Here is a 24,146-nt window from a genome sequence, read left to right as displayed (position 1 = left end):
GCAGAAACAGAGCAAAAGCGAATCCCCCTCAATCCCCCTTTTCCAAAGGAGGAAGCAGGTAGGTGGGATGCGTAGCTCGGTAGCCGACGCGAAGGTCGCCCAGCCCTGCACCACTCTCCCGAAGGGCTTCCCCCCTTTGCAAAAGGGGGGGCCAGGGGGGATTCGCTTTTACTTCAAGCCCCGAACGCAACTCCAACCCGCCCACGTCCAACCAACACCCTCTCCAACATCTCCCGCACCTGCACCAACGACCCCGCGATCCGATGCCCGAACCCGCGCAGCTCCACGCTGGGCGCAACCAGATCGGGCACCTGGATCGGCGTCGCCCCGGCCGCCAGCGCGGCGCGCACGCCCGGCTCGGAATCCTCCAGCACCAGGCAATCGCGCGGATCGACCCCGAGCTGCCGCGCCGCCAACAGATAGATGTCCGGCGCCGGCTTGGGATGCTCGACATCGCTGCCGGTCACGATCACCGCGAAGCGATCGATCAAGCCGCTCGCCTCAAGCTTAGCCAGCGCGCGCTTGCGCCGGGTCGAAGTCGCCACCGCCTTGGCGATGCCGTGCGCGTCGAGCAGATCCAGCAATTCGATCAAGCCGCCCTTGTGCGGCAGACCCGCCGCGACCTGCGCGTCGTACAGACGATCACCGGCCGCGCGCAGACGCGTCGCCGCGTCTTCGCCCAGGCGCTCGGACAGGATCGCGAAACTGGCGCGGTCGTGGACGCCGACCATCGACAGCCACAGCGCGTCGTCGGCCTGGATCGATTCGGCCAGCGCCGCCGCGCGCCAGGCGCCCAGCATGGCGCGCTCGCTGTCGAGCATCAGCCCGTCCATGTCGAACAGCACCGCGGCGGGAACGAAATCGATCGGAATCAGATCACGCGAATCGACCGGATCAACCACGGAACAACGTCTCCAGATCGGCTGCATCCAACGTCCGCCACTGCCCCGCCGGCAGATCCTGCAGCGACAAACCGCCGATACGGCTGCGATGCAGCGCCTGCACGTGATTGCCGACCGCGGCGAACATGCGCCGCACCTGGTGATAGCGGCCTTCGGTCAGGATCAGCCGCGCCTGACGCGGCGCGAGCGTTTCCAGGATCGCCGGCGCCAGCGGGGTCTGCTCCGATTCCAGCTCCAGCTCGCCGCTGGCGAAGATCGCCGCTTCGTCGCCGCGCAGGTCTTCGGCCAACTGCGCCTCGTAGACCTTGGCCAGATTCGCCTTCGGCGACACGATCCGGTGCAGCAGGCCGCCGTCGTCGGTCAACAGCAACAGGCCGCTGGTGTCGCGATCCAGCCGCCCAACCGTCGAGAGCAGCGGCGAACGCAGGCGGAACCGCGGCGGCAGCAGGTCGTAGACGATGCGACCGGGGTCCTTGGTTGAGCAGGTGTAACCGGTCGGCTTGTGCAGCATCAGCACCAAACCGGCCGGCGGATCGAGCGGCTCGCCGTCGATACGGATGGCGGCGTGCTCGACCTTGTCGTCGGCGTACAACACCTCGCCGTCGGGATCGGTGATGCGGCCTTCGCGGAACATCGCGCTGACTTCCTTGCGGCTGCCGTAGCCCAGGTTGCCGATCAGCTTGACCAGCTTCATGCGCGCGCTCCGCCCTTGCCGCCAGGCTTGCCGGCGGACTTGCTGGCGAATTTGCCGGCGGGTTTGCTGCTCGCCACGCCGGCGGACTTACCCGCGGCCTTGGCCTTGATCGCCTCGACCACCTTGAAGCCGCCCTGCTGGGCCACGGTGCGGACCTCGCCGAAACGTTCGTCGAGCACCACTTCGTACGGCAGGTGGCGATTGGCGACCAGCCACAGGCGGCCGCCGGGATTGAGCGCCTGCGCCGCCACGGCGATGAAACGCCGGCCGATATCGGGGCGTTCCTCGCGGCCTTGCGCATGGAACGGCGGGTTGCTGACGATCACGTCGTAACCGCGATCGTCCAGGCCGGCGGTGACGTCGTGCCAGAAGAACTCCATCGGCACCGAGGTCGGCACGCGTCGCAGATTGGTCCGCGCCAGTTGCAGCGCGCGCGCCTGCGCTTCGTACACGTCCAGCGCGGTGATGCGCGGGCAGCGCGCCAGCAGTTCGGCCGACAGATAGCCGTAACCCGCGCCGAGGTCCGCGGCGCGACCGGCGAGATCGGCCGGCAGGTGCTCGGCCAGCAGCGCCGAGGCCGGATCGACCCGGTCCCAGGCGAACACGCCGGGCCGGCTGAGGAAACGCCCGCCGAGAATCTCGCGCGGCCGGTCGCCGCCGGCCCAGGCCGCGGCCAGGGCCGGGTCGGCCGGGCCGTCCAGCGGCGCGGTCCAGAACACCCGGCATTTGCGCTTGGACAGGCTGCCGACCTTGCCGGCGATCCGGCCCAGGTCGTCCTCCCCCGAACGCGCGCCTTCGTCGTTGCTCAGGCAGGCGACCACGCGCCCGCCCGGCGCTGTGCGGGCCAGCGCCTGCGCGTACAGCGCACGCGCTTCGTCGCGCTGGCGCGGCGGCAGCACCAGGACCAGCGGATAGCGCTGGTCGGACGGCAGCGAGTCGAGATCGACGGTGTCCAGGCCGCCGCGATGCAGGGCATCGATCGCCGGCTTGTAGTCCTGTTCGCACACCAGGCCCGGGCGCGGCCGCTGGCGCAGGCCGACGCCGTCGCGCGCGCGCAGGAACAGCGCGCCGCCTTGGTCGGGCCACGACAACACGCCGTCGGCGAAGGGTTGGAACAGGGTGTCGAGCGCATCGTCGGAGGCGTCAACGCGCATGGGAGAGGGCATGGCGGAATGGCTCGAAGGAGATCATCGCGCCGATTTTACGCGGCTGCGCGTTAGGGTGTGGGCATCGCAATGCCGGGAGTGTTCATCGTGCGCCTGTCCGTGCTGTTCGCCGCCGTGTTGATGCCGGTGGTGGCCTGGTTTTCCCAACAGGGCTACTTCGGTCCCGACAACGGCGCGATTTCCGATCGCTATCCCACCTTGCTGGTCGCGGCGGGCTATGCGTTCGCGATCTGGGGCGTGATCTTCCTGCTCGACCTGGCGTTCGCGCTGTGGCAACTGCGCGCGCGATTGCGCGAGGACGACACCTTGCAGCGGCTGCGGCCGGCCGTGGCGGCCGGTTTCACCCTGACCGCGCTGTGGATGCCGATCTTCTCCCAGCAATGGTTCTGGCTGGCGCTGGCGGTGATCTGGCTGGCCCTGGCCTGCATGGCCTGGAGCGCGGTGCTGCTGTCGCGCGATCCGACCCCGGCGCCCGGTCAAGCGTTGTGGGCCAAGTTCGCGATTTCGCTGCACGCCGGCTGGCTGTCGCTGGCGGCGTTCTTGAACACCGCGCAGGTGGTGGTCGCGTATCGATTGCTGCCGGTCGACGACATGCTCGGCTGGAGCGTAGTCCTGTTCGCCGCGGCGGCGTTGCTGGTGTTGCTGTTGAACGGGCGCATGCGCGGCAACCTGGGTTATGCCGCGGCCGCGCTGTGGGGGTTGATCGGGGTGTATCTCAAGCAATCCGAATCGGCTTTGAACGGCGCGCAGGTCGCGGCCTGGTGCGCAGCGGGCATCGCGGCGTTGGTGCTGGCGCAGACCTTGTGGTTGCGCCTGCATCCGCGTCATCGGGTGTTTTCCGGGCATCTGTCGCCGGGTGAGTGATGGCATGCGCGGTTTCATCCGCGATATCCGTAAGTACGCAGACGATCGCAGCCGCTTGCCGCCTGCCGCTCCGAGAACATCGGCTTCATCGCCACGCAACGTCGCAACGGCGACGATCGAGTCTGGTCCAGCCCAAGGAGCGAATCACGATGCGAGCCCTTTTTATCGGCGGCACCGTCGACAACAGCGAACTCGATCTCGAAGGCGGCGAACCGCCGCGTCATTACCCGCCCAACACCGGCAGCGGTCAGCCGCGCTATCGCTTGCACCATATCGGTTTGCGCGATGGCGCTACGGTGTATGCGGTGTACGCCGCGCCGGAACTGGCCGATGGAGAAGTCGAACGGGTGGCCGAGGAGCGCGGGTATGCGCGCAGGTTTCAGGCTGAGCCGCAGTTGGGGGTTTGATCGTCAGTCGGGCGCGGCCCTCACCCCAACCCCTCTCCCGCAAGCGGGAGAGGGGCTTTAAGTAGCGAAATATCGAAGTAATTGGCGCGTTTGATTCCCTTCTCCCGCGGAGCGGCGACCGAAGGGAGTGCAGGGCTGAGAAGGTGGCCCGCAGGGCCGGATGACGGCCCGCGGACTTCAGCGCAACATCCGCAAACGCCTCATCCCTGCAACTCACGCAACGTAACCGAAGGCGGCGCATCCAGCACCTTGCGCGTGGCGAACATGCCCGCCGCCAACGCTGCCAGCACACCCGCGCCACCGCCGGCCGCGGCCATCCGCCAGTCGAACTCCCACGGCAGGTCGAACACCTGCACCGCGACCACGCCGGCCAATACGGATGCGGCGATCGCCGCGGTGAGCCCCGACAACAAACCGATCGCGGCGAACTCCGACGCCTGCGCCAAGCGCAACTGGCGACGGCTGCCGCCGAGCACGCGCATCACCCCGCCTTCAAGCAGACGTTCGTCCTGACTGGCGCTCACCGCCGCCATCAACACCAGCACGCCGGCCACCAGCGAGAAATAGAACACCACCTCGACCACGGTCGATACCTGATCGGCGGTGCTGCGCACCTGCTTGAGCACCGCCTCGACATCGATCACCGACAGATTCGGGAAGCGCTCGACCAGTTGCGAAGTGAAGCGGATCTGCTGCGGCGGCACGCTGATCGCGGTGATGTAGCTGGCCGGATAGCCGTCCATCGATCCGGGCGAAGCGATCACGAAGAAATTCGGCCGGAAGCTTTCCCAGTCGACCTTGCGCAGACTGGTGATCCTGCCCTTGAAACTTTGTCCGGCGATATCGAAACCGATGGTGTCGCCGAGCTTCCAGCCAAGCGTTTCGGCGAACCCTTCCTCGACCGACACCTCAGGTTGAGCGAGCTTGCGCGGCGCCCAGAATTTTCCATCGACCAGCTTGTTGTCCGAACGCAGGGTATCGGCCACCGACAGATTGAACTCGCGCTCGGCCAGTTGCTTGGCGCGATCGCCGCGTTCGACATAATTCTGCCCGGTCACCGGTTTGCCGTTGTACGACACCAGCCGCGCGCGGATCATCGGGAACAAGGTCGGCGCGGGCAGCTTCTGCTCGGCGATGAAACTACGCACGTCCTTGAGCTGATCGGGCTGCACGTTGATGATGAAACGGTTCGGCGCATCGGCGGCCAGCGCCAGTTGCCAGCGATCGAGCAGATCGGTGCGCACGAAGGTCAACAGCAACAACGCCATCAAACCCAGGCCCAAAGCCGAGACCTGCGCGATGCTGGTACCGGCGCGACGGCTGACGTTGGCCAGGCCGTAGCGCAGGCTGCCGCGCAGGCGCGAACGCAGGCGCCGCACCAGCACGATCATCAACAACGCCAGCAGTGCGAGCACGGCCAAGGTGGCGGTGATGCCGGCGAGCATGGTCAAGCCGAGCGTGACCGAACCGGCCTTCCACCACAGCAACGCGCCCAGACCGACCAATCCAGCCACCGCAACGAGCCACGCGCTCGGCTCGGTCGGATCGAGGTCGCGACGCAACACGCGCAGCGCCGGCACCCGTCGCAACGCAAGCACCGGCGGGGCGCCGAACGCGAGCAGCACGACCAGACCGACGCCGAAGCCCTGCACCGCCGGCATCAGTCCAGCGGCCGGAATCGACATCTTCAAGGATTGTTCCAGCCAGCCGCCGATCGCCCATTGCAGGCCGAACGCGAGCGCGACGCCGATCGCGCTGGCGATCAGTCCGAGCATCACCAACTCGCCGACATGGATACCGACCAGGGTGCGCTGGCTCGCGCCGAGGCAACGCATGACCGCGGTGCCCGACAGATGCCGCTCGCTGTGACGACGCGCGGCCATCGCCACCGCGACCGCGGCGAGCACCACCGACACCAGCGCGGCCAGACCGAGGAAACGGCCGGCGCGATCGAGCGCCGAGCGCACTTCCGGGCGCGCGTCGGAGATGGTTTCCAAGCGCTGACCGCGGCCGAGCGCGGGCTTGGCGTCGGCGACGAAACGTTCCACCGCGTTGGCCGGGCCGGCGACGACCATGCGATAGCGGATGCGGCTGCCGGGCTGGATCAAACCGGTCGCCGGCAGATCCGACAGATTGAGGAACACCTTCGGCGCGATGTTGAAGTAATCCAGCGACGCATCGGGTTCCTGCGTCACCAACGCGGCCAGACGCAGGCGCGCATCGCCGAGCGCGATCTCCTGCCCGACCTGCGCGCCGAGCGTGTCGGCGCCGGCCTGGCTCATCCACACCGTGCCCGGCGCGGGCACGCCGGGCGCATCGCGCTCGGTCGCGCCTGCGCGATCGACGATGCGGAAGCTGCCGCGCAGCGGAAACCCCGCGCCGAGCGCGCGCAGATCGCCGAGCTGCAAACGCTCGCCGACCCGGATCATGGTCTGCAGTTCGGTCGCTTCGGCGTGGCGCAGTTGCGGCACCGACGCGGCTTCGCGCAGCTTGCCCTGGATCGGCTGATCGGCGCGGATCACCGCATCGCCGCCGAGCAGACGGTTGGCTTCGATCGCCAGCGCGCGCTCGGCGCGATCGGTGACGAAACCGACCGCGGTCACCGCGAGCACCGCCAGGATCAGCGCCGCGAGCAGGATGCGGACGTCGCCGGCCTTGAGGTCGCGGCGCAGTTGCCGCCATGCCATCGAGAGTGTGCGGCCCATGCCTCAGCCCTGCACCAGGCGGCCGCTGTCGAGGCGGATGCGGCGATGGCAGCGTTCGGCGAGGTGTTCGTCGTGAGTTACCAGCACCAGCGTGGTGCCAGCGTCGGCGTTGAGTTCGAACAGCAGTTCGATGATCGCCTGACCGGTGTGGGTGTCGAGGTTGCCGGTGGGTTCGTCAGCGAACAGCAACGACGGCCGGGTCACGAACGCGCGCGCCAGCGCGACGCGTTGTTGTTCGCCGCCCGAGAGCTGACGCGGGTAGTGATCCAGACGCTGGCCCAGGCCGACCTTGCCCAGGATCGCCTTCGCCGGCGCCTGCGCATCGCGGTCGCCGCGCAGTTCCAGCGGCAGCATCACGTTTTCCAGCGCGGTCAGCGACGGCAGCAGTTGAAAGCTCTGGAACACGAAGCCTACTTTCTCGCTGCGCACGCGCGCGCGGCCGTCTTCGTCGAGCGCGGAGATGGTGTCGCCATCGAGCTTGACCGTGCCGGTGCTCGGCGAATCCAGGCCCGCCATCAGCGACAGCAGGGTGCTCTTGCCCGAGCCCGAAGCGCCGACGATGGCGACGGTGTCGCCCTTGGCGATCGAGAAACCGACCCCATCGAGGATGACGAGCTCGCCCGACGGCAGGGGCACGTGCTTGCCCAGGCCCTCGACTTCGAGCATCGCCACACGCGCTTTCGCGCCCGGCGCTTCAGCCTGCGGTTCGTCGTGGTCTTTCACGATGCTGTCGGCCATGATCGAATCAGCCAGGTTGGAAGCTGCCATGATCGTCCTTCTGCTTGCCTCGCCGTAGTGTCGGGAGACGTTATTAAATGAATTTTAAGAACTTGAATTTTAAGAGCCGGAATACTGCGGATCCGACCGCTGCATGCCGCAACAGCGAGCGCCGCGATGGCGCCAGCGCGCAGCTCACCGGCGCAGACCAGGCATCCACGGTGGCGCTCCACGCAGGTTCGCCCGCTCGTGCCCGGGGCCGCGAAATCGCAGCCACGAAACAAGGATATGCGGCATCGCGCGGCCCGGTTCAATGGGCCATCGGTCCTGGCCTGGGTGTCGCGATGCTCGCTTCGGCCCTGCTGTTGAGCGCGCTGGCCCCGTTGCAGGCGCAGCCCGCCGCGGCTTCGAAGGCCGTCGCCAAGCCCGCTGCCGCGCCGGCGACCAAGGCCGCGCGCACGGTGTTGTTCATGGGCGATTCGCTTTCGGCCGGTTACGGCCTGGCCGCATCCGAGGGCTGGGTCTCGCTGACCGCGCAGCGTATCGCCAAGACCAAGCCGGGCTGGCGCGTGGTCAACGCCAGCATCAGCGGCGAAACCACCGCCGGCGGCGCTTCGCGCATCGCTGGCGAACTGCAGCGCAACCGGCCCGCGGTGGTGGTGATCGAACTGGGCGCCAACGACGGCCTGCGCGGCCTGCAGTTGGCGCAGAGCCGGGCCAACCTGGAACGCATGATCCAGGCCGCGCAGGCGGCGAAGGCGCAGGTGTTGCTGATCGGCATGCGCATGCCGCCCAACCTCGGCAAGGAATACACCCAGGGCTTCGAACGCAACTACCGCGAGCTGTCGAAGAAGTACGCCACCCAGTTGCTGCCGTTCCTGCTCGAACCGGTGGCGATGGACCGTGCCGCGTTCCAGGCCGACAACCTGCATCCGATCGCGGGCGTGCAGCCGAAGTTGCGCGATCACGTCTGGACGAAGCTTGGGCCGATGTTGAAGTGAGGTTGGATCGGCTGCCGGGGTGAGTCGCGGGTTGGCGAGTGCGCACCGCGCTCGGCGGGCGATGCAACTTCTCGAGTTGCGCGCCTTTGCTGCTGCCCCCTTTGACAAAGGGGCGAACGGCCGCGAAGCGGACGTGGGGGATTTGCTTTTGCTGTTGTTTTTTTCAGGAGCAAAAGCAAATCCCCCCTGCCGCCCTTTTGCAAAGGGGGAACAGCAGATGCGAATGCACTTGAGCCGGAACCGGAACCGAAAATGTGGCTGTAGTTGAAGCTCACGTCGGGGTCGAAGTCGAAACTGGCTCGGACTCGCAACCGTGACCGTGACCGGCCGAAGCTACGACTGACGATGCACCGGCAGCGACCGATTCCAAACGATCGCCTCGGCTCTTGCTGTTGCCCCCTTTGACAAAGGGGGCGAACGGCCGCGAAGCGGACGTGGGGGATTTGCTTTTGCTGTTGCTTTTTTTCAGGAGCAAAAGCAAATCCCCCCTGCCCCCTTTTGCAAGGGGGGGAACAGCAAAGGCGAGTTCGCTGGAGCTGGAGCTAGCGCTGGCTCAGGAGTCGAAATTTGCATGATCGGCGCATGCACAATCATTCGGCCCGAATGCGGCGGCCTCAACGCCAGCCGCCCATAACCCCTCGGCCCAAACCACTCAAGCATTGTGCCGAGCCACCGCCGTGCGCGCGCGCAGGTTCGGTCGCTGCGCATCGCGCCCCAGATATGCCTTGCAACGGAACTGATCCATGTCGTTGATGCGCAGGATGTTGCGCTTGCGGCTCACCAGTCCGCTGCGATGCCAGGTCTGCAGCTGCGCGTTCAACTTCGGCCGGCTGGCGTTGACCATCGCCGCGAGGATGCTCTGGGTCGGCGGCAGGGCGACTTCGAAATCGTCGCCGCGCTGACGCGATTGCGAACGCATCAACGACAGCAGATAACGCGCCAGGCGCGATTCCAGGCGATGCAGGCACATCGTCTCCAGGCTCTCCACCGCCTGGCGCAGGCGCACGCACAGCGAAGTGTGCGCGCGTTCGATCACCACCGGATCGGCGATCAGGCTGGCGAAATGCCGGCGTGACAGCAGCAATACCCGCGTCGGACTGTAGGCGACCGCGGTGAAGGTGTGCGCATGGGTGTCGAGCAGCGGCATTTCGTCGACCGTCTCGCCGCTTTCGATGGTGTCGACGATTAGTTCCTGGCCGTCAGGGCCGTACAGCAGCTTGTAGATGCGGCCATGCACGACGAAGGCGAGGAAGTCGCTGGAATCGTTCTTGAAGAACAGCGCGTCGCCTTCTTCCAGATTCAATTCGGTGCAGTGGCGGGCGACGTGATCGAGCAGCGTGGACGGCAGGCCGCGCAGCAAGCCGCAGCGGTCCAGGCCCCAGCGGCGCCGGCGTACCGCGATGCTGTCTTCGGATGTCAGGCACATAGCGGCGGCCACGTGCCGCGGCAGGCGGTGGAATGGGAGCGACCGATGCGGTCGCGGCGATCATGACGGCCGCGCCCGCGGCCGGTGGCACGTTCCATAACGCCCCCTGTGGACGTCTGCGTTCGGGGTCTGCGGCGAGTGCGACGTCCGGCAAGCGGAGCGTTCGTCTGCAGTTGTGGCGGCATTGCCACGATGCGCGTCTCGGCGAAGCCGGTACGATGCCGGCGCCTCGCGGCGGCCCGGCATCGGGTGCTGCGCGACTTACGGGCCGTACGGATTGGGACTGGACTTGAACGACTTCAGCACGGTCATCAGGCTGGTCAGATTGTCGGCCACGCCGGTCTGGGCGATCTTCTCGGTGGCGCCGGCGGCGGCGGTGGTGTCGACGGTGTAGATCTGCATCACGCCCTGGTTGGCCGCGGCCAGCGCCAGCGTGTTCTGCTGCTGCTGAGCGGCGATCGCGTTCTCGAACAGGATGCCGGTCGAATGCGCCGAGGCCTGGAACAGCGAACCCATCGCGAAGGCGGGACCTTCGGCGATGACCTTGACGTTCGACTGGGTGACGGCGTCGGTGATCTGGTTGTTGACGGCGGTGGGATATGCCATGGGTAAATCCTCGTTAGCGATAGTCGGGAAGCCTGTGGGCGGAGATGCAGGCTCGACTCAGGTCATGAGCGAGCCGGCATCCTCGATCCGGCCGATGCGGCCGGACCTCCGCCGCGCGCGGATCAGGGCTTGAACGCCTGCAGCACGGTCAGCAGGCTGGTGAGGTTGTCGGACACGCCGGTCTGGGCGACCTTCTCGGTGGCGCCGGCCGCGGCGGTGGTGTCGACGCTGTAGATCTGCATCACGCCCTGGTTGGCGGCGGCCTGCGCCAGCGTGTTCTGCTGCTGCTGCGCGGACACGGCGTTCTCGAACAGGATGCCGGTGGAGTGGGCCATCGACTGGTAGATCGAACCCATCGCGAAGGCCGGCGCTTCGCCGATGACCTTGACGTTGGACTGGGTGACGGCATCGGTGATCTGGTCATTGACAGCGGTAGGGAATGCCATGTGAAGCTCCTTGGAGTAGTGGGGTACGGCCGATGCCGTACGTAGCTGAAGAACGAGTCATCAATCGCGTTGTGAAGCCGATGCAGGCGCCTTGGCGGCATTGTCGTGGTTGTTGTTCTGATCGGGTTTTTCAGCGGTTTTTCCGCTGTTTTCCGCAGTACCGCGCGACTCGTCCGAGGACGCGGAATCGGATTTGCTGGCCAGCAGTCCGCTGTCCTGCGCGGCGTCGATCACCGCCTGCAACTGGCTCGCGAGCGGGCCGAACTGTTGCTGGAAGCAGGCATCGACTTCGCGCTTGATCAAGCCGGTGAGCTGATCGGCGATCTGCGCGATCAGCGGATCGGTGCGCGGCGCCTGGTTGGCTGCGGTGCCGGCGCCGGCGGCGGGTTTAGGCGGACGCAGATCGTCGAGCGATTGCGCGCGCTCGACCGCGCCGAGCACCGCGGCCTCGGCGGCGCGCTCGGCGCGCGCATTGCCCATCACGGTGGCCTGGGTGCGGCTGAGGTTTTGATCGATCAGGTTCTGGATGCGCCGCCGGTCCATGTCGATCGCGCTGCCGCCCGGGCGTCGCGCGCTCGCCGCGTTGGCCGCCTGGGCGGCCTGCATGCGCTGCTGCGCTTCCAGCACGGCGATCGCGCCGCGCACGCGGGCGCGCTCCTCCGCGCCCAGTTCGATCCCGAGCCAGTCGCGCGCGAATTCGGTGAACTGCGCGTCCAGCGCGGTGACGGCCGGATCGATGCCGGGCGCGGTTGCGGGTGCTGCTGGTGCTGGTTCGGGTGCTGGTGCGGGTGCTGGCGATGACTCGGGCGTGGATGCGGTGGCGGACATTCAACGCCCCCCCAGCAGACGCGCCAGCGCCTGCAACACCTTCGGATCGGCCAGACGCGCGATCAACTCGTCGAACGTACGGTCCGAGACTGACGCGGTGGTCGCGGCCGGCGTCGCCGCGGGCTCGACGCCGGCCGGCGCTACCGGCTCCGCGGTCGCCACCGGCACGACCGGCACGGCCTCGGCGGCCGGCCGATCGAACAGACCTTCCAGTTCTTCATGCAGCAGATAGTGCAGGCTCTCGTCCATTGCGAACTCCGGTCTTACAAGGGATGCGATACGCAATGCGGCCGCCGATCAGGCCGAAGCGCCCTGCGCGAGGACCGCGCGGGTGACGGTGACGACCGAGGCCGGCGCCTTGTAACCGGCGATGGCGGCGGCGGTCTGAGGCCCGCTGTCATTGCCCGCCAGCGGCCCGACCGTGGTCTGCCAGTAGGCGGCGGAGATGGTGGTCACCAGCGCCTGCAACTGCTTGCCGACCTCGGCCGCGCCTTGCGCTGAGGTATCGAACGGCGCGACGTTGTAGGCCAGCAACAGCACGCAGCGCAGGAATTCGTCCTGCACGTTGGTGTGCTCGACGCCCTGCGCATCGGAGCCCAGCAGGTACGAACGCCAGTTGATGAACAGGTTGAGCACCCGCGCCAGCGCCGCGAACCACACGCTCGGCGAGGTGTTGGCGCCGACCATCGCGGTGACCAGGGCCGAGAAACTCGCGTAGTTGGCGGCGGAGTCCATCTTCGGCGCGATCGGCGCGATCGCGGCGTTGAGCAGCCCCGACAAGGTGCCCTGCCCCTGTTGCAGCAGATCGGCCAGGGTCGCGGAGCCGCGCGCCAGGGTCATCAGACTGGCGACCTGGCTGTCGCTCAGCGCCTGCAGGCCGGTGAACATCACCTTGTCGCTCACGGTCGTGAGCAGATCGGTGTCGACATAACCGTCGAGGTGGCGGAAACCGCGATTGAGCCGATAGCCCTCGGCCGAGGCGAACAGGCCGGACGCGCCGGTGATCGAGTTGCTGCCCAGGTTGGTGTCGAACGCGATCAGCGGATAACGCGCGGCGACGAAGCTGCGGTAGTAATACGCATGACCGAGGCGGAAGCCGAACAGGCTGCCGTCGGCGGTCAACACGTTGTAGTAGCTCGAGGGCGACGCCGGCGGCGCGGGCGGAACCGTCGCCGGCAGCGAGGAGCGGTCCAGCGATTCGCACAGCGCCATCATGTTGCGCTTGCCGGCGTAGGCGACGAGTTCCTGGGTGCGCACGCTGTTGCCGTCGTAGCGGCGCAGGGTCAGGCCGTCGACGGTCAGCGAATCGTTGCGGAACATTTCGTCGAACAGGCCCGACACGCCATTGTCCTTGTGCGCATGGGTGCCGGCGGTGCCGCGGGCGTTGTCGGCGCGGCGGCCCTGCGCGGCGATCTGGCAGGCCAGCACGTACTGCGCGTAGGCGCGGTAGAACTCCGGGCCCGGCAGATGCCGCGAATAGGCCATCGCATAGCCGATCGCCGAGCGGTTGTCGGCGGCCACGCCCATGCCCTCGCCGCAATGGATGTGACTGACCAGCTGCAGCGCGCGCGACTGATCGACGTTGCCGAAGAACTGGGTCAGCGGAGCGGATTGCGCGTTCTTCTGCGCGGTGAGGAAGGAGAACAGCTCGGTGTAGTTGCCGACCTTGTTCTCGCTGCCCAGCAGGTCGATGCCGATCAGCTCGTTCAAGCTCGGGTCCAGGAACAGCGGCAGGATCTTGCTGGTGAGCTCGTGCTCGAGCGCCTTGTCGCCGGCGTACACCGTCGCGGTGTGCGCGAGCAGCTTGTAACAGGTCTTGCGCGCCTTGTTGTAGGCGCTGAGCACCGCGTTGGCGACGCGCACCTCGTCTTCGCCCATCGCCAGTTGCGCATGCGCGATGCCCTCCTGCTCGAGATAACGCAGGCTCATCGCGATCCATTGCAGGTAGCGCTCCTCGCCGCCGACTTCGGCGCGCAACTTCTTCATCGCGAACGAGCGCATGCGGTACGCGTCGTCGAACGGCGTGTACTTGCTGGCGCTGTAGATCTTGTCGTTGAAGTAACGCAACAGCGGCATCAGCGCTTCGATCGGCCGCGGCTGGCCGGGCGGCGGCGCCAAGGCCAGCCGTTCCAGCGCGCTGCGCACGGTCTTGTACAGCACCGGATCGGTGGCGGCGGCATCGCGCACGGCGTCGAGCTTGAGCTGGTTCGCCAGGCAGACGCAGGCGATATAGATGTCTTCGGCGATGCACTCACCCCGCTCGTAACGCGAACGGTTGCGGCTGGCGGCCAGGGCGGCCAGCGGATTGCTCTCCTCCATCAGCATCAAGGCCTTGAGGAACAGCGACAGCGCGCCGCGTTCGGGCTGCTGCTCGTCGAGCGTGCCGCCGAACAGCCCGGCCAGGGTCAGCTGCTGGCCCTTGATCACGGTGACGGTGACCTTGGTATCGACCGTGACGCCCTGGTCCTGCACCTGGTAGGTGATGTCGAGCGGAACGGCGTCGGTCGCGACCGCGGCCTCGTTCTCGACCGGCAGGATGCCGCCGAAGTGGCTGTGGTAGTCGAAGCGATAGCTCGGCAGGGTCAGCGCGGGCAACGAGAAATAAGCCATGATCGGGATCCTTTGCGGTTATCGCGGCAACACCGGGCCATGGCGCGGGCCGGTGCGGCCCGCGCGTGCGCTGCGGCGAGTTGTGTGGGTGAACGAAGTCGGTCAGGAACTCTTGCGGTTCTGCAACAGCGTCGAGTACTTGGCGATGCTCTGGTCGATGCGATCGATCGCGAAGCCCGCCGATGCGGCTTCCATCGCGCCGGCCGCCGCGGCGACGGCCGCGGCCGCGCCCATGAAGACGTCGGTGGCGAGCACGCCCAGCGCGTCTTCGGCGGCTTGCTCGACGTTGCCTTCGATCAGGTCCTGGGTCATCTGCTTCATCAACACGCCTTGGCTGGCCAGGGCGATCTTGGTGACGCCGTCGAAGTACGCCGCCGCCGATTGCGCGACCAGGCCGGCGGCCTGGCTGATCATCATGTCCGGGCCGGTCGCGATCTGCGACGGCGCGTACGACGCGGTTTCGGCGTTGGTGAACACCACCGCCTGCACGATCTGCTTGTTCAAGGCATCGGTCGGCGCGCCGTTGCCGCCGCCGGCCTGGGCCATGGCGAGACTGCGCGACGCGGACAAAGGCGAGGGCGGCGGTTGCGATGCCGCGGTCGCGGCGGGCGATGCCGATGCCGATGCGGGCGATGACGATGCGGGCGATGACGACGACGGCGAAGGATCGGATGCGGTCGACGCGGGCGCCGCGGCGGCGGAGCTTGCGCTTGGCGCGGCGGCGGGCGGCGTGGATGCCGACGCTCCGGCCGACGCGGCACTCGCTGCATCGGTGGTCGCAGTCGCCGGCACCGCGGCGGCGACATCGTTGGGAATGGTGGCCGCCGACGCGGTGTTGGCTACGTCCGCATCGCTTGCCGCCGCGGATGCGGTGGTGGTCGCCGCCGGCGTGCTCGGCGCCGCTGCGTCCGGTGTCGTCGCGGGCGCGGCGAGCGCCGTGTCGGCGGACGCAGCAGGCGCCGCGGCGGCAGACGCGCCGGTCGCATTGGCGGCGGACGTCGTGGTGGGATTATTGCTTCTGCCGAACCGTCTCATCGCGTCGCTCCTGCGCGTCCGTGCGGACGCATCCGCTCACTGCCCGTTCGCCCGCGTGCCGCCGCGACGGTCATGGCTTGTCACCGACCGCCATGATCATCTGCACCGCCTTGGACACCACCGCGCTCGAGATCTGGTTGAGCACCTGCTGACTGTGGACCGCGTTCTGCAGGGCCAGTCCGGTCGAGTGGCTCGATACCTGGTACAGCGAGGCGATGGCCTGCGCGGGCGCTTCGGCGACCACCTTGACGTTGGTCTGTGTGACGGCGTCGGTGATCTGCGAGTTGACGGGTGTGTCGGCCATGAGCCTGTCCTTGAAGAAGCGGTGGTGAGGGAATCGGCACCACCGGCGCCCATTGGCGCTGATCGGTGCGGCTTTCGTTATCGGTCTAAACGGTGGAACGCGGTCCTGTCAGCGTTGTGAATCGCGATTTGACGATGACGGCCACGCCGCGACATCCCGATGCGACGTGCGGCGATCGGCGCGATGCCGCGTCAATCGCGCGCCATCGCCGACTTGATCCGGTTGCGCAGCAGCTCCACGCGTTTGCGCGCGAGCGGCTGATTGATGTGCAGCTTCTCGGCGATCACCGGATACGGCAGGTCGTCGATGAAGCGGTAGGCGAACAGGCGGCGCTGATCGCGGCTCAGGCGCGCGACCGCGTTGACCACGCGACCGAGCTGCTGGTCGAGCTCCAGCTTCTGCAAGGCCGACAGGCCGTCGTGGGCGAAACCGTTGCTGTCGCTGTCGATGTCGCGATGGCGGTCGAACACTTCGCGGTCGCGTCCGCGCCGGCGCACGCTGTCGAGAAACACATGCCGCAGCACCACGAACAAGAACCCGCACGGGTCGGTGATGGTCTGCGGCGATCGACGCATGAACAGCAAGGCCTTGATCGCGGTATTGGCCAGCAATTCCTCGGCGCGATCGCGCTGACCCTCGGCGAAACGGCGCGCGCGCGCTTCCAGTTCCGGCAGGCTCGCCCGCCATGCATTGGCGAACATTTCATCGGCGGCCTTGAACTGGCCGCGATCCATCTTGGGACGTTCCATCTGTCGTCTCTCCTGTTTTGAAGCATGTGCAGGCGAGTCTGGTGAGGGGGTCCGACGATGGCTGTTACTTGGGTGACACGCGCCGACGGCTAAGCGCGGCGAACTGCGCACCCCGTCGCTATACCGAAATACAAGTGGTTTTTCGCCGCCGCGCGCGCGTTCGCGAACGCGCGCGCGTCCTGTGCGAGCGCCTTATCGCGTTGCGCGCGCGTGTGCGAAGCGCGCGGTCGTTCGCGCGCGCGGCGCGCGCCGCGTTCGGGTGTCAGGGGCTTGCGCGGCGAATCAGGCGGCAGGCGGCGGCGATCCGCATGCGCCACCGCGGACACGCGACCGCGGTCGCGCGCGGCGATCGCGACGATCGAACCGCGCGCGAGGCGTCCGGATGGGATGGCCGGAACATCCGGCCGTATCGAGGTCGAGGGCCCGCGAGCCCTCAGCGATCACTCAAGGCGATGCAGCCGGCGGACCATGGGCCTCAGGCCGCGTGTCCGCCACGGCCGCGGTCCAGGCCGACGACGCGGGCCACGCCGTCCCAGCCCCAGGTCAAGGCGCAGCAGGCGACCACCACCGGACCCCACGACAACGCGCCCTGCGGCAAACCCTGCGACACGCCTTGCAGCATCGCCGGCAGCCAGCCGGCGCTGCTCGACCAGGCGAACCAGACGCCCGCCAGCACCAGAGCGCCGAGCAGCAACTGCTGCAGATAGCGTTCGACCCGGTCGTTGCCGGTGGCGACGGCCTGGGCGCGGCGCGCGACCTGTTCGGCGAAACCGAACGGAATCGGCTCCATCACCGGCGCGCGCAGCGCGCGGGTCAGCAGGCGGTATTGGGCCAGGCGCGGATCGTCGGCGGCCATCGGCGCACCGGCGCGTTCCTCGCGCTGGGCGCGTTCCTGCAACTGCCATTCGCGTTCCATGCGCGGGTCGTCGAACTCCGGCGCGGCGCGGTCGTTGGCGTTTTTATCGTCGAAGGTCTTGCGGTTCATGCGAATTCTCCCAGCCGGGCTTCCAGGCGCTGACGCAGTCGCGCGCGGGTTCGGAACAGGTGGCTCTTGATCGTACCCTCGGCCAGGCCGGTCATGGCGGCGATCTCGCCGATGGGCACTTCTTCCAGGTGATACAGGGTCAGCAGCGTGCGCTGCAACGGCGGCAGGGCCTCGATCTCGGCGTGCAGGCCGGCGGCGACCTCCTCGTCGGCGCAGGCCGCCTCCAGATCGAAGCCGTCGCTGACCATGTCCAGCGGCGACAGCGCATCCTCGTCGTCGGCCACTTCCACGATCGGAATGCGCTTGCGTTCCAGATGGCGCTTGGCCACCGAGTAGGCGACCTGGCCGATCCAGGACTTGAGCGCGCTCTCGTGGCGGTACTGATGCAGGCACTGGTGGACGCGCAGGAACGCCTCCTGACACAGCTCGCGGGTGTCGTCGGGGTGGCGGACCATGCGCTGGATGATGTGCCAGCACAGCCCTTGGTACTCGCGGACCAGGCGCTCGAAAGCGCCCGGCGTCTGGGCGAGCACGGCAGCGACCAGGCTGCGATCGTCGTTCATGGTGTAGGACCGGTCATCGCACTGAGGATGCGGCGGGGGCGCCGCCGGTTGCAGTGGCGGTCGCACCGATCTGCGAATGATACCTGTCACCCCTTCCTGGCCCCTGACGGCTACCAGCCGGGATCGCGGCAGGCCGGCAACGCCCCGGCCCATGGTCGCGGCGCGCCGGGCACCGGGCTGCAACCGATCGCCGCGGCCCCGTATCCATTGCACCGAGACCCGAACCCACCGAGACTGCCGCCATGCCTGGAATCCTTGTCCCCATCACCCTGTTCATCTGCATCGTCTTCGCGATCAAGATCGTCGTCGAGGCGCGTTTCCGCAGCAAACTGCTGTCCACCGGCGGCGCCGAAGAGCTGTTGCGCTCGATGGCCCGCGACGAAGACATCCGCCGCCGCCACGGCGCCCTGCGCTGGGGCATCGTCATGGTCCTGCTCGCGATCGGCTTCGGCATCATCGAAGGCGCCGGTTGGAACGATGCGACACCCGGCACGATCGCGGTGCTGCTCGGCGCGGTCGGGCTCGGCAATCTGGCCTACTACTTCATCTCGCGCAAGTTGGACTGACGTCGCATCTCCGCGCCTTGCGCGCCCGCTCCGGGCCGCAAGGCGGTTTGCAGGCGGCGCGGAGGCGGCGATGATCGCCGCTTCCCGTCCCGGAACCGCGCATGCGCCCGCCCACCTCGCTCCCTCGCCTGCCCGGCCGCCTGCTGGCGCCGCTGCTGGCCTCCGTGTTGCTCGCCGCGCAGCCGCTGGGCGCCGCGATCGCCAGCTCCAGTTCCGATTCCGGCTCTGATCCGAAAACCGACGCGAACGCCGAGCCTGACAAGACCACGCCCGATCGCCGCATCGTCATGACCATCGACGATCTGCCCTGGGTGCAGTTGCCCGGCATCAGCACCGCGCAGGCCCTGCCCGGCCATCGCCGCCTGGTCGCGGCGATCAAACGCGCCGGCATTCCCGCGATCGGCTTCGTCAACGAAGGCAAACTCGAACACGACGGCAAGCTGCAGCCCGAACGCGTGGCGATGCTGAGCGACTGGCTCGACGCCGGCGCCACCTTGGGCAATCACACCTACGCCCACGCCGACCTGCACGAGGTCGGCCTGCCGGCGTATCAGGACGACATCCTGCGCGGCGAACGGCAACTGCGACCGCTGTTGCAGGCGCGCGGCCAACAACCGCACTGGTTCCGCCATCCCTATCTGCGCGCCGGACGCAGCGCGCAGGACAAGGCCGGGCTGGAACGCTTTCTGAGCGAACACGATTACCGCATCGCGCCGGTCACGGTCGACAACTCCGACTGGATCTGGGCCGGCGCGTACCTGCACGCCGCCGACGCCAAGGACGCCGCCAAGCTCAAGGCCCGGCTGCGGCGCGAATACATCGCCTACATGGGCGCGAAAATCGACTACTACGAACAGCAGTCGATCGCCCTGCTCGGCTACAACCTGCCGCAGACCTGGCTGATCCACGCCAACCTGCTCAACGCCGACACCTACGGCGACCTGGTCAAGATGGTGCAAAAGCGCGGCTATCGCTTCATCGGCCTCGACGAAGCCATGCGCGATCCGGCCTACCGGCGCGCCGACGCCTACACCGGCCCGGCCGGACCGAGCTGGATCCACCGCTGGGCGATCGGCGAGAAGAAGCCGGCGAGTTTCTTCGGCGATGAACCCGAAGTGCCGGCCTGGGTGATGACGCTGGCCGATCTCGAATCCGAATAGCCGCATCCCGCGTCGTGGCGACGCGGGCCAGCGGCGACTACAAGCGATCCAGCGCCGTGCGCAGCACCGGAATCGTGGTCACGTCGTCCACGCCCTTCATCGCCGCGACTTTTTCGCGCAGGTCGGCCAATTCGCCGGGCGTGCGCGTTTCCACCAGCACCATCAGGTCGGTCTCGCCGGCCACGCTGTGGACCAGCCGCACCTGGGTCAGCTCGACCAGCAACGGCACCACATCGTCGCAGCTGAAGCCATCGCCGTAACGCAGCAACAACCACGCCCGCAGCGGATCGCCGCCGCTGCCGAGCCGCACCGTGTACTGCGCGATCACGCCGCCGGCTTCCAGCCGTTGCAGCCGTTCCTGCACGCTGCTGCGCGACAGCGCCACCGCCTTGGCCAGCGCCACCGTCGACAGCCGCGCATTGTCCTGCAGCAGCGCGATCAGCTTGCGATCCACATCGTCCAGGGTCTTCATCGGCGGCGGCTCCGGTTGCGCGGCGCATGCGGATGCCCGGCGCGCCGGGCGAGACCGGCATTGTGCCGGGTTGAGACCGGCGCGGGCGAACACGCACAGTGACCGTGGTTTCCCGATCCGGCCCGCCGATGTCCGCCTCCGCCTTCGCCGACCTGCCCGCCCCGCCGTATTACGCGGTGATCTTCTCCTCGCAGCGCAACGCGCACGACAAGGCCGGATATGACCGCGCCGCGACGCGCATGGTCGAACTGGTGCGCCAGCAACCCGGATTCCTGGGTTTCGAATCGACCCGCGGCGCCGACGGCTTCGGCATCACCGTCGCCTACTTCGACAGCGAACACGCGATTCGCGCCTGGCGCGAGCACGCCGAGCACACGGTCGCGCGCGATCTGGGCCATCGGCTTTGGTATCAACGTTTCGAGCAGCGCGTGGCGATCGTGCAACGCGCCTATGGCGGGCCGCGAAGTGCGCGAACCGACCTGGACGAATGAAGGGCAAGTCGATGCGTCGCGGATCGGATCTTCACCGCGACCTTCCGGATCAGCGCGACACACAACTCATTCCCTCTCAACGCAGCAGGCACCGAACCATGATCGATCCGCAACGCACCGCGCTGATTCCCATCGACGTACAGCGCGGCTTCGACTATCGGCCGTGGGGTCCGCGCAACAATCCACAGATGGAAGCAAACGGCCAGCGCTTGTTGCAAGCCTGGCGCGCGAAGAACTGGCCGCTGATCCACGTACGCCACGACTCGATCATCGACGCGTCGACCCTGCATCCCTCGCATCCGGGCAACGCGTTCCGTCCAGGCTTCGAACCGCTGGCCGGCGAGGCCGTGGTCGGCAAATCGGTCAACGCCGCCTTCATCGGCACCGACCTGGATCTGCGCCTGCGTCGCCTTGGCATCGACACGGTCGTGCTGTTCGGCATCAGCACCGACATGTGCGTGTCGACCACCGCGCGCGTCGCCAGCAACCTCGGCTATCGCACCGTGGTGATCGCCGATGCGTGTTTCTGTTTCGATCTGCTCGATGCCGATGGTTCGGCGATCCCCGCCGACGCAGTGAGCCGCGCGCATATGGCCACGTTGCGGGCGGAGTTCGCCGAAGTGATGAATGTCGATGACATCGTCGCGATGATCGGGGTCTGACGGCGCTGTCGCGATCATCGCGATCGACGGCACCGTCGCGTCGACGCCGCCCGAAAACCCCGATGCGCTTGCGCGCCCCTCTCCCTCTCCCGCTTGCGGGAGAGGGCCGGGGTGAGGGCAACAAGCCAAAGCAATCCATCCAGACCGTCATTCCCGCGAAAGCGGGAATCCAGAGACCTTCGTGCAGGTACGACAAAGTCGCTGGATTCCCGCCTTCGCGGGAATGACGGTCTGGAAGGATATGTCTGCACCGGAACTGTCGTCTTTGTCCGTCTCCGTCTGCCGTCTGCCGTCTGCCGTCTGCCGATATCGGTATCGATATCGATGTCGATGTCGATGTCGATGTCGATGTAATTGTCAGCGTGGATACGAGCATCTGCATTGAAGCCTAAACATTCCAACCCTTCTCATTCGCGACACATCAACGCAGCCGACCCAAACAAAAACCACTCACAACACGACGAACGGTCTTGCATATCGATTTTCCCGCGCGTATTGTTCGCGCCCATCGTCCACCCACTTCAGCGAACCGACCGCCTTCCATGCATTTCAACGCCTACATCGCCAAGCAGAACGCCACCGGGCCCGCGCGCCTGGGCATGCGCGACTGCGCGCGGTCGCAGCGCGGTCGCATCGATATTCCGCACACGCCGGACTGACTCCCTTTGCCACGGGAGATCGGTCGCCCCGATCTCCCGAGGAACGCGAACGCCCTCGGTTCACCACCGGGGGCGTTTTCGTTTCAGCGCTCGCAAAGGAACTGCCGTAACCCCTTAAAACAAGGCATACGCACAAGGCCCCGAAGCATCGCAGTCACAGGGGTTAAGCCGTCGAGGCGCTTGTAGCGCTGTACCCCGGTGCTTCGGTACGGGCGGTGCGTGCGTGTGACAACGAACGGGCGCATGCGCCCCAACCCATTGCCGTGTGGCGACACACGGCAATACGCAGCATCCGATGAAACGCACTACAGCGGTACGGGTTCGCATCCCGTCCGGTGCGCGCGGCGTTGCCGTGGCGTATGCCGAAGTGCGTGGATGGGTGTTGCGCCCCAGGAAGGTAGCTCAGCCAGGTAGAGCAGCGACTAGTGCGCGGGTCGTCGGTTCAAATCCGAGCCTTTCTATTGGATATAGCTCAGTCGGTAGAGCGCGGCATTCATGCTGTGGTCGCGGGTTCGATTCCCGTTATCCCCAACTGCCTTCCAGCAGTTCGTACGGAACGAAAGTTCCAACCCAGGAAACGCCCCGTGTGGTGTTTCGCCAAGCGTCGCTGATATAGGACGCGCAACGGACACCGCAGCGACGGCATCGCCGGCCCCTCGCCCGCAAGGCGCGGGAACGGCGCGGCGAACGCATCGCGACAAGGATCGTCACGATGCCCGGCCGCACCGGCTCCGCGTTCAGCACGCGCGGGTTTCGCGATGTCGGCGTCAGGGGCGTTTCCAACTTATTCCGTTCGCCGCGCTTTTCGGCGGATCCCATTCCAGGTTGCGTGCGCATCGCGTACGCGACGACGTACCGCTGCGCCTCGGCGCAACGCCACCCGCGCCGCCGCGACAACCGATTCGGTCGCGACGGCCATCACCACGGATCGGATCACCAGAACCTCAAGGAGATCGTCATGTTCTGGATCAAGAAGGTCGTGGTCGGCGATGCCGAGCGCGTCCTGGTGTACCGCAACCGCCGCATCGAGCGCGTGCTCGGCCCCGGCGTCCATCGCATCGGCGACTTCAAGCGCGAGCTCGAGCTGTCGCCGCACTCGATCGTCAACGCCGAATACAACGGCCGCGACGCCGAGGCGTTGATCGCCGGTCTCGGCCCGCGTTTGCAAAACCACTTCGTGCTGGCCGACCTTGGCATGCAGGAGATCGGTTTGATGCTGCGCAACGGCCGCGTCGCCGATGTGCTGCCGCCCGGCACCCGCCGTCTGTACTGGAAAGGCCTGGCCGAGATCGCCATCCACACGGTCGCACTCAGCGAGGGTCTGGAAGTCGAGCGCGACGTCGCCAACGCGCTGCGTCAGCTCAGCTACCTCGATAAGGTCGCGGTCGCCGGCGTGGTGCCGACCCAGTCGGCCGGCCTGTTGTTCGTCGACGGCAAGTTCGTGCGCCGTCTCGAACCAGGCGCCTACGCGTTCTGGAACGTGCGCAAGAACGTCGCGGTCGAAGTGATCGAGTTGCGCGTGCAGTCGATGGAAGTATCGGGTCAGGAATTATTGACCCGCGACAAGGTGTCGTTGCGCGTGAACCTGGCCGCCAGCCTGCGCGTGTCCGACCCGGTCGCCGCGCGCACCCAGGTCGCCAAGTACCTCGATCACGTCTATCGCGAGCTGCAGTACGGTCTGCGCAAGGCGGTCTCGGCCAAGACCCTGGACGAACTGCTCGGCGACAAGGCCTCGCTCGATGCCGACATCTTCGGTTACGTGCGCGGTCAGGCTTCGCAGGTCGGCGTAGAGGTGCTGGGCGTCGGCGTCAAGGACGTGATCCTGCCGGGCGAGATGAAGGAGATCCTCAACGGCGTGGTGCAGGCGGAGAAGACGGCGCAAGCCAACGTGATCCGCCGTCGCGAAGAGGCGAACGCCACCCGCAGCCTGCTCAATACCGCCAAGCTGATCGAGGACAGTCCGGTGCTGATGCGCCTGAAGGAACTCGAGGCCTTGGAAAAGATCACCGAGAAAATCGACAAGTTGACCGTGTTCGGCGGTCTGGAGGGAGTCATGAAGCAATTGGTCAGCCTGAAGGGCAACGGCTGAACGCAGGACCGGACGGCACCGCCGTCCGGATTCCGATAG

The 24,146-nt window shown here is 67.1% G+C and carries 25 protein-coding genes and 2 tRNA genes; 11 read left to right on the top strand and 16 right to left on the bottom strand.

Going from position 1 to position 24,146, the window contains the following annotated elements; translation table 11 throughout:
- Positions 1-173: 173 nt before the first annotated feature.
- From AC3A4T_RS04465 to AC3A4T_RS04455, 3 genes are read right to left on the bottom strand one after another with little or no spacing between them, the layout of a single operon-like run.
- Entirely contained in the window at positions 174-902 is a 729-nt protein-coding gene (locus AC3A4T_RS04465; protein ID WP_487674287.1) for an HAD family hydrolase, read from the bottom strand.
- Positions 895-1,596 carry a pseudouridine synthase gene (locus AC3A4T_RS04460; RefSeq protein ID WP_487674286.1) on the bottom strand — a complete coding sequence of 234 codons (702 nt, stop codon included), beginning with the start codon at positions 1,594-1,596 and terminating at the stop codon, positions 895-897. The genes AC3A4T_RS04465 and AC3A4T_RS04460 overlap by 8 nt, the downstream gene beginning before the upstream one ends.
- Positions 1,593-2,762, bottom strand: a complete 1,170-nt coding sequence (locus AC3A4T_RS04455) for a class I SAM-dependent methyltransferase (protein WP_487674285.1) — start codon at positions 2,760-2,762, stop codon at positions 1,593-1,595. Before AC3A4T_RS04455 ends, AC3A4T_RS04460 begins: the two co-directional genes overlap by 4 nt.
- Before the next feature lie 87 nt (positions 2,763-2,849).
- On the opposite strand from AC3A4T_RS04455, the gene AC3A4T_RS04450 reads away from it, so the two are divergent.
- Together AC3A4T_RS04450 and AC3A4T_RS04445 are read left to right on the top strand one after the other, a co-directional pair.
- Positions 2,850-3,626 (top strand): hypothetical protein, encoded by a 777-nt coding sequence (locus tag AC3A4T_RS04450; protein ID WP_487674284.1) that lies wholly within the window; start codon positions 2,850-2,852, stop codon positions 3,624-3,626.
- 149 nt (positions 3,627-3,775) lie between these two features.
- Positions 3,776-4,033 (top strand): hypothetical protein, encoded by a 258-nt coding sequence (locus AC3A4T_RS04445; RefSeq protein WP_487674283.1) that lies wholly within the window; start codon positions 3,776-3,778, stop codon positions 4,031-4,033.
- A gap of 200 nt (positions 4,034-4,233) precedes the next feature.
- Here AC3A4T_RS04445 and AC3A4T_RS04440 read toward each other — a convergent pair whose 3' ends face one another.
- Both AC3A4T_RS04440 and AC3A4T_RS04435 read right to left on the bottom strand, forming a co-directional pair.
- Complete coding sequence (locus AC3A4T_RS04440; RefSeq protein WP_487674282.1) at positions 4,234-6,738, bottom strand: ABC transporter permease; 2,505 nt, start codon at positions 6,736-6,738, stop codon at positions 4,234-4,236.
- Between the two features lie 3 nt (positions 6,739-6,741).
- Complete coding sequence (locus AC3A4T_RS04435) at positions 6,742-7,506, bottom strand: ABC transporter ATP-binding protein (RefSeq protein WP_483587767.1); 765 nt, start codon at positions 7,504-7,506, stop codon at positions 6,742-6,744.
- A gap of 293 nt (positions 7,507-7,799) precedes the next feature.
- Here AC3A4T_RS04435 and AC3A4T_RS04430 point away from each other — a divergent pair, with 293 nt between their 5' ends.
- Positions 7,800-8,456, top strand: coding sequence for an arylesterase (locus AC3A4T_RS04430; protein ID WP_487674281.1), 657 nt, complete (start codon positions 7,800-7,802; stop codon positions 8,454-8,456).
- A gap of 652 nt (positions 8,457-9,108) precedes the next feature.
- Here AC3A4T_RS04430 and AC3A4T_RS04425 read toward each other — a convergent pair.
- The 7 genes from AC3A4T_RS04425 to AC3A4T_RS04395 all read right to left on the bottom strand — a co-directional run bounded on the left by AC3A4T_RS04425 (position 9,109) and on the right by AC3A4T_RS04395 (position 14,918).
- Complete coding sequence (locus AC3A4T_RS04425; RefSeq protein WP_487674280.1) at positions 9,109-9,882, bottom strand: Crp/Fnr family transcriptional regulator; 774 nt, start codon at positions 9,880-9,882, stop codon at positions 9,109-9,111.
- Between the two features lie 261 nt (positions 9,883-10,143).
- Complete coding sequence (locus AC3A4T_RS04420; protein ID WP_487674279.1) at positions 10,144-10,488, bottom strand: RebB family R body protein; 345 nt, start codon at positions 10,486-10,488, stop codon at positions 10,144-10,146.
- A 122-nt stretch (positions 10,489-10,610) separates the two neighbouring features.
- Complete coding sequence (locus AC3A4T_RS04415; RefSeq protein ID WP_487674278.1) at positions 10,611-10,934, bottom strand: RebB family R body protein; 324 nt, start codon at positions 10,932-10,934, stop codon at positions 10,611-10,613.
- Between the two features lie 60 nt (positions 10,935-10,994).
- On the bottom strand, positions 10,995-11,762 hold the full coding sequence (locus AC3A4T_RS04410; protein ID WP_487674277.1) for a hypothetical protein: 768 nt from the start codon (positions 11,760-11,762) through the stop codon (positions 10,995-10,997).
- Positions 11,763-12,011 carry a hypothetical protein gene (locus AC3A4T_RS04405; RefSeq protein WP_487674276.1) on the bottom strand — a complete coding sequence of 83 codons (249 nt, stop codon included), beginning with the start codon at positions 12,009-12,011 and terminating at the stop codon, positions 11,763-11,765.
- A 48-nt stretch (positions 12,012-12,059) separates the two neighbouring features.
- Positions 12,060-14,372 (bottom strand): hypothetical protein, encoded by a 2,313-nt coding sequence (locus AC3A4T_RS04400; RefSeq protein ID WP_487674275.1) that lies wholly within the window; start codon positions 14,370-14,372, stop codon positions 12,060-12,062.
- A gap of 102 nt (positions 14,373-14,474) precedes the next feature.
- Entirely contained in the window at positions 14,475-14,918 is a 444-nt protein-coding gene (locus tag AC3A4T_RS04395; protein ID WP_200957290.1) for a hypothetical protein, read from the bottom strand.
- Here AC3A4T_RS04395 and AC3A4T_RS04390 point away from each other — a divergent pair.
- The gene (locus AC3A4T_RS04390; RefSeq protein ID WP_487674274.1) at positions 14,917-15,831 is read left to right on the top strand and encodes a hypothetical protein; all 915 of its coding nucleotides are present in this window, start codon (positions 14,917-14,919) and stop codon (positions 15,829-15,831) included. The genes AC3A4T_RS04395 and AC3A4T_RS04390 overlap by 2 nt on opposite strands.
- A gap of 71 nt (positions 15,832-15,902) precedes the next feature.
- Here AC3A4T_RS04390 and AC3A4T_RS04385 read toward each other — a convergent pair whose 3' ends face one another.
- From AC3A4T_RS04385 to AC3A4T_RS04375, 3 genes are all read right to left on the bottom strand, one after another.
- Positions 15,903-16,460: an RNA polymerase sigma factor gene (locus tag AC3A4T_RS04385; RefSeq protein ID WP_487674273.1), complete on the bottom strand. Its 558-nt coding sequence runs from the start codon at positions 16,458-16,460 to the stop codon at positions 15,903-15,905.
- A gap of 475 nt (positions 16,461-16,935) precedes the next feature.
- Positions 16,936-17,445 (bottom strand): hypothetical protein, encoded by a 510-nt coding sequence (locus tag AC3A4T_RS04380; RefSeq protein WP_487674272.1) that lies wholly within the window; start codon positions 17,443-17,445, stop codon positions 16,936-16,938.
- A complete protein-coding gene (locus AC3A4T_RS04375) occupies positions 17,442-18,008 on the bottom strand; it encodes an RNA polymerase sigma factor (RefSeq protein WP_036109036.1) in 567 nt (188 codons plus the stop codon). The genes AC3A4T_RS04380 and AC3A4T_RS04375 overlap by 4 nt, the downstream gene beginning before the upstream one ends.
- Before the next feature lie 242 nt (positions 18,009-18,250).
- Between AC3A4T_RS04375 and AC3A4T_RS04370 the strand changes: the two genes are divergently transcribed.
- Complete coding sequence (locus tag AC3A4T_RS04370) at positions 18,251-18,574, top strand: DUF6249 domain-containing protein (RefSeq protein WP_487674271.1); 324 nt, start codon at positions 18,251-18,253, stop codon at positions 18,572-18,574.
- Positions 18,575-18,675: 101 nt separating this feature from the next.
- Complete coding sequence (locus tag AC3A4T_RS04365; protein ID WP_487674270.1) at positions 18,676-19,734, top strand: polysaccharide deacetylase family protein; 1,059 nt, start codon at positions 18,676-18,678, stop codon at positions 19,732-19,734.
- A gap of 37 nt (positions 19,735-19,771) precedes the next feature.
- Here the strand turns inward: AC3A4T_RS04365 and AC3A4T_RS04360 are convergent, their stop codons facing one another.
- Positions 19,772-20,206 (bottom strand): Lrp/AsnC family transcriptional regulator, encoded by a 435-nt coding sequence (locus tag AC3A4T_RS04360; RefSeq protein WP_487674269.1) that lies wholly within the window; start codon positions 20,204-20,206, stop codon positions 19,772-19,774.
- A gap of 128 nt (positions 20,207-20,334) precedes the next feature.
- Between AC3A4T_RS04360 and AC3A4T_RS04355 the strand changes: the two genes are divergently transcribed.
- The 5 genes from AC3A4T_RS04355 to AC3A4T_RS04335 all read left to right on the top strand — a co-directional run bounded on the left by AC3A4T_RS04355 (position 20,335) and on the right by AC3A4T_RS04335 (position 24,107).
- Entirely contained in the window at positions 20,335-20,697 is a 363-nt protein-coding gene (locus tag AC3A4T_RS04355; RefSeq protein ID WP_487674268.1) for an antibiotic biosynthesis monooxygenase family protein, read from the top strand.
- Positions 20,698-20,795: 98 nt separating this feature from the next.
- Positions 20,796-21,359, top strand: a complete 564-nt coding sequence (locus AC3A4T_RS04350) for a cysteine hydrolase family protein (protein ID WP_487674267.1) — start codon at positions 20,796-20,798, stop codon at positions 21,357-21,359.
- A gap of 1,050 nt (positions 21,360-22,409) precedes the next feature.
- Positions 22,410-22,479 (top strand) — tRNA-OTHER (locus AC3A4T_RS04345).
- A gap of 2 nt (positions 22,480-22,481) precedes the next feature.
- Positions 22,482-22,549: transfer RNA gene (locus tag AC3A4T_RS04340), tRNA-OTHER, on the top strand.
- A 427-nt stretch (positions 22,550-22,976) separates the two neighbouring features.
- Positions 22,977-24,107, top strand: a complete 1,131-nt coding sequence (locus AC3A4T_RS04335) for a slipin family protein (RefSeq protein WP_487674455.1) — start codon at positions 22,977-22,979, stop codon at positions 24,105-24,107.
- Positions 24,108-24,146: the final 39 nt, after the last annotated feature.

It is taken from the genome of Lysobacter sp. Soil_N_51 (assembly GCF_057655755.1).
This window is presented reverse-complemented; position numbering and strand designations above follow the sequence as displayed.

Bases quoted from the DNA above. Each gene is read 5' to 3' on its own strand.
- AC3A4T_RS04385 (WP_487674273.1), bottom strand. From the start codon at position 16,460: ATGGAACGTCCCAAGATGGATCGCGGCCAGTTCAAGGCCGCCGATGAA.
- AC3A4T_RS04360 (WP_487674269.1), bottom strand. From the start codon at position 20,206: ATGAAGACCCTGGACGATGTGGATCGCAAGCTGATCGCGCTGCTGCAG.
- AC3A4T_RS04435 (WP_483587767.1), bottom strand. From the start codon at position 7,506: ATGGCAGCTTCCAACCTGGCTGATTCGATCATGGCCGACAGCATCGTG.
- AC3A4T_RS04430 (WP_487674281.1), top strand. From the start codon at position 7,800: ATGCTCGCTTCGGCCCTGCTGTTGAGCGCGCTGGCCCCGTTGCAGGCG.
- AC3A4T_RS04350 (WP_487674267.1), top strand. From the start codon at position 20,796: ATGATCGATCCGCAACGCACCGCGCTGATTCCCATCGACGTACAGCGC.
- AC3A4T_RS04455 (WP_487674285.1), bottom strand. From the start codon at position 2,762: ATGCCCTCTCCCATGCGCGTTGACGCCTCCGACGATGCGCTCGACACC.
- AC3A4T_RS04445 (WP_487674283.1), top strand. From the start codon at position 3,776: ATGCGAGCCCTTTTTATCGGCGGCACCGTCGACAACAGCGAACTCGAT.
- AC3A4T_RS04380 (WP_487674272.1), bottom strand. From the start codon at position 17,445: ATGAACCGCAAGACCTTCGACGATAAAAACGCCAACGACCGCGCCGCG.
- AC3A4T_RS04395 (WP_200957290.1), bottom strand. From the start codon at position 14,918: ATGGCCCAGGCCGGCGGCGGCAACGGCGCGCCGACCGATGCCTTGAAC.
- AC3A4T_RS04335 (WP_487674455.1), top strand. From the start codon at position 22,977: ATGTTCTGGATCAAGAAGGTCGTGGTCGGCGATGCCGAGCGCGTCCTG.
- AC3A4T_RS04390 (WP_487674274.1), top strand. From the start codon at position 14,917: ATGGCGAGACTGCGCGACGCGGACAAAGGCGAGGGCGGCGGTTGCGAT.
- AC3A4T_RS04400 (WP_487674275.1), bottom strand. From the start codon at position 14,372: ATGGCTTATTTCTCGTTGCCCGCGCTGACCCTGCCGAGCTATCGCTTC.
- AC3A4T_RS04370 (WP_487674271.1), top strand. From the start codon at position 18,251: ATGCCTGGAATCCTTGTCCCCATCACCCTGTTCATCTGCATCGTCTTC.
- AC3A4T_RS04405 (WP_487674276.1), bottom strand. From the start codon at position 12,011: ATGGACGAGAGCCTGCACTATCTGCTGCATGAAGAACTGGAAGGTCTG.
- AC3A4T_RS04365 (WP_487674270.1), top strand. From the start codon at position 18,676: ATGCGCCCGCCCACCTCGCTCCCTCGCCTGCCCGGCCGCCTGCTGGCG.
- AC3A4T_RS04440 (WP_487674282.1), bottom strand. From the start codon at position 6,738: ATGGGCCGCACACTCTCGATGGCATGGCGGCAACTGCGCCGCGACCTC.
- AC3A4T_RS04460 (WP_487674286.1), bottom strand. From the start codon at position 1,596: ATGAAGCTGGTCAAGCTGATCGGCAACCTGGGCTACGGCAGCCGCAAG.
- AC3A4T_RS04375 (WP_036109036.1), bottom strand. From the start codon at position 18,008: ATGAACGACGATCGCAGCCTGGTCGCTGCCGTGCTCGCCCAGACGCCG.
- AC3A4T_RS04420 (WP_487674279.1), bottom strand. From the start codon at position 10,488: ATGGCATATCCCACCGCCGTCAACAACCAGATCACCGACGCCGTCACC.
- AC3A4T_RS04415 (WP_487674278.1), bottom strand. From the start codon at position 10,934: ATGGCATTCCCTACCGCTGTCAATGACCAGATCACCGATGCCGTCACC.
- AC3A4T_RS04410 (WP_487674277.1), bottom strand. From the start codon at position 11,762: ATGTCCGCCACCGCATCCACGCCCGAGTCATCGCCAGCACCCGCACCA.
- AC3A4T_RS04355 (WP_487674268.1), top strand. From the start codon at position 20,335: ATGTCCGCCTCCGCCTTCGCCGACCTGCCCGCCCCGCCGTATTACGCG.
- AC3A4T_RS04425 (WP_487674280.1), bottom strand. From the start codon at position 9,882: ATGTGCCTGACATCCGAAGACAGCATCGCGGTACGCCGGCGCCGCTGG.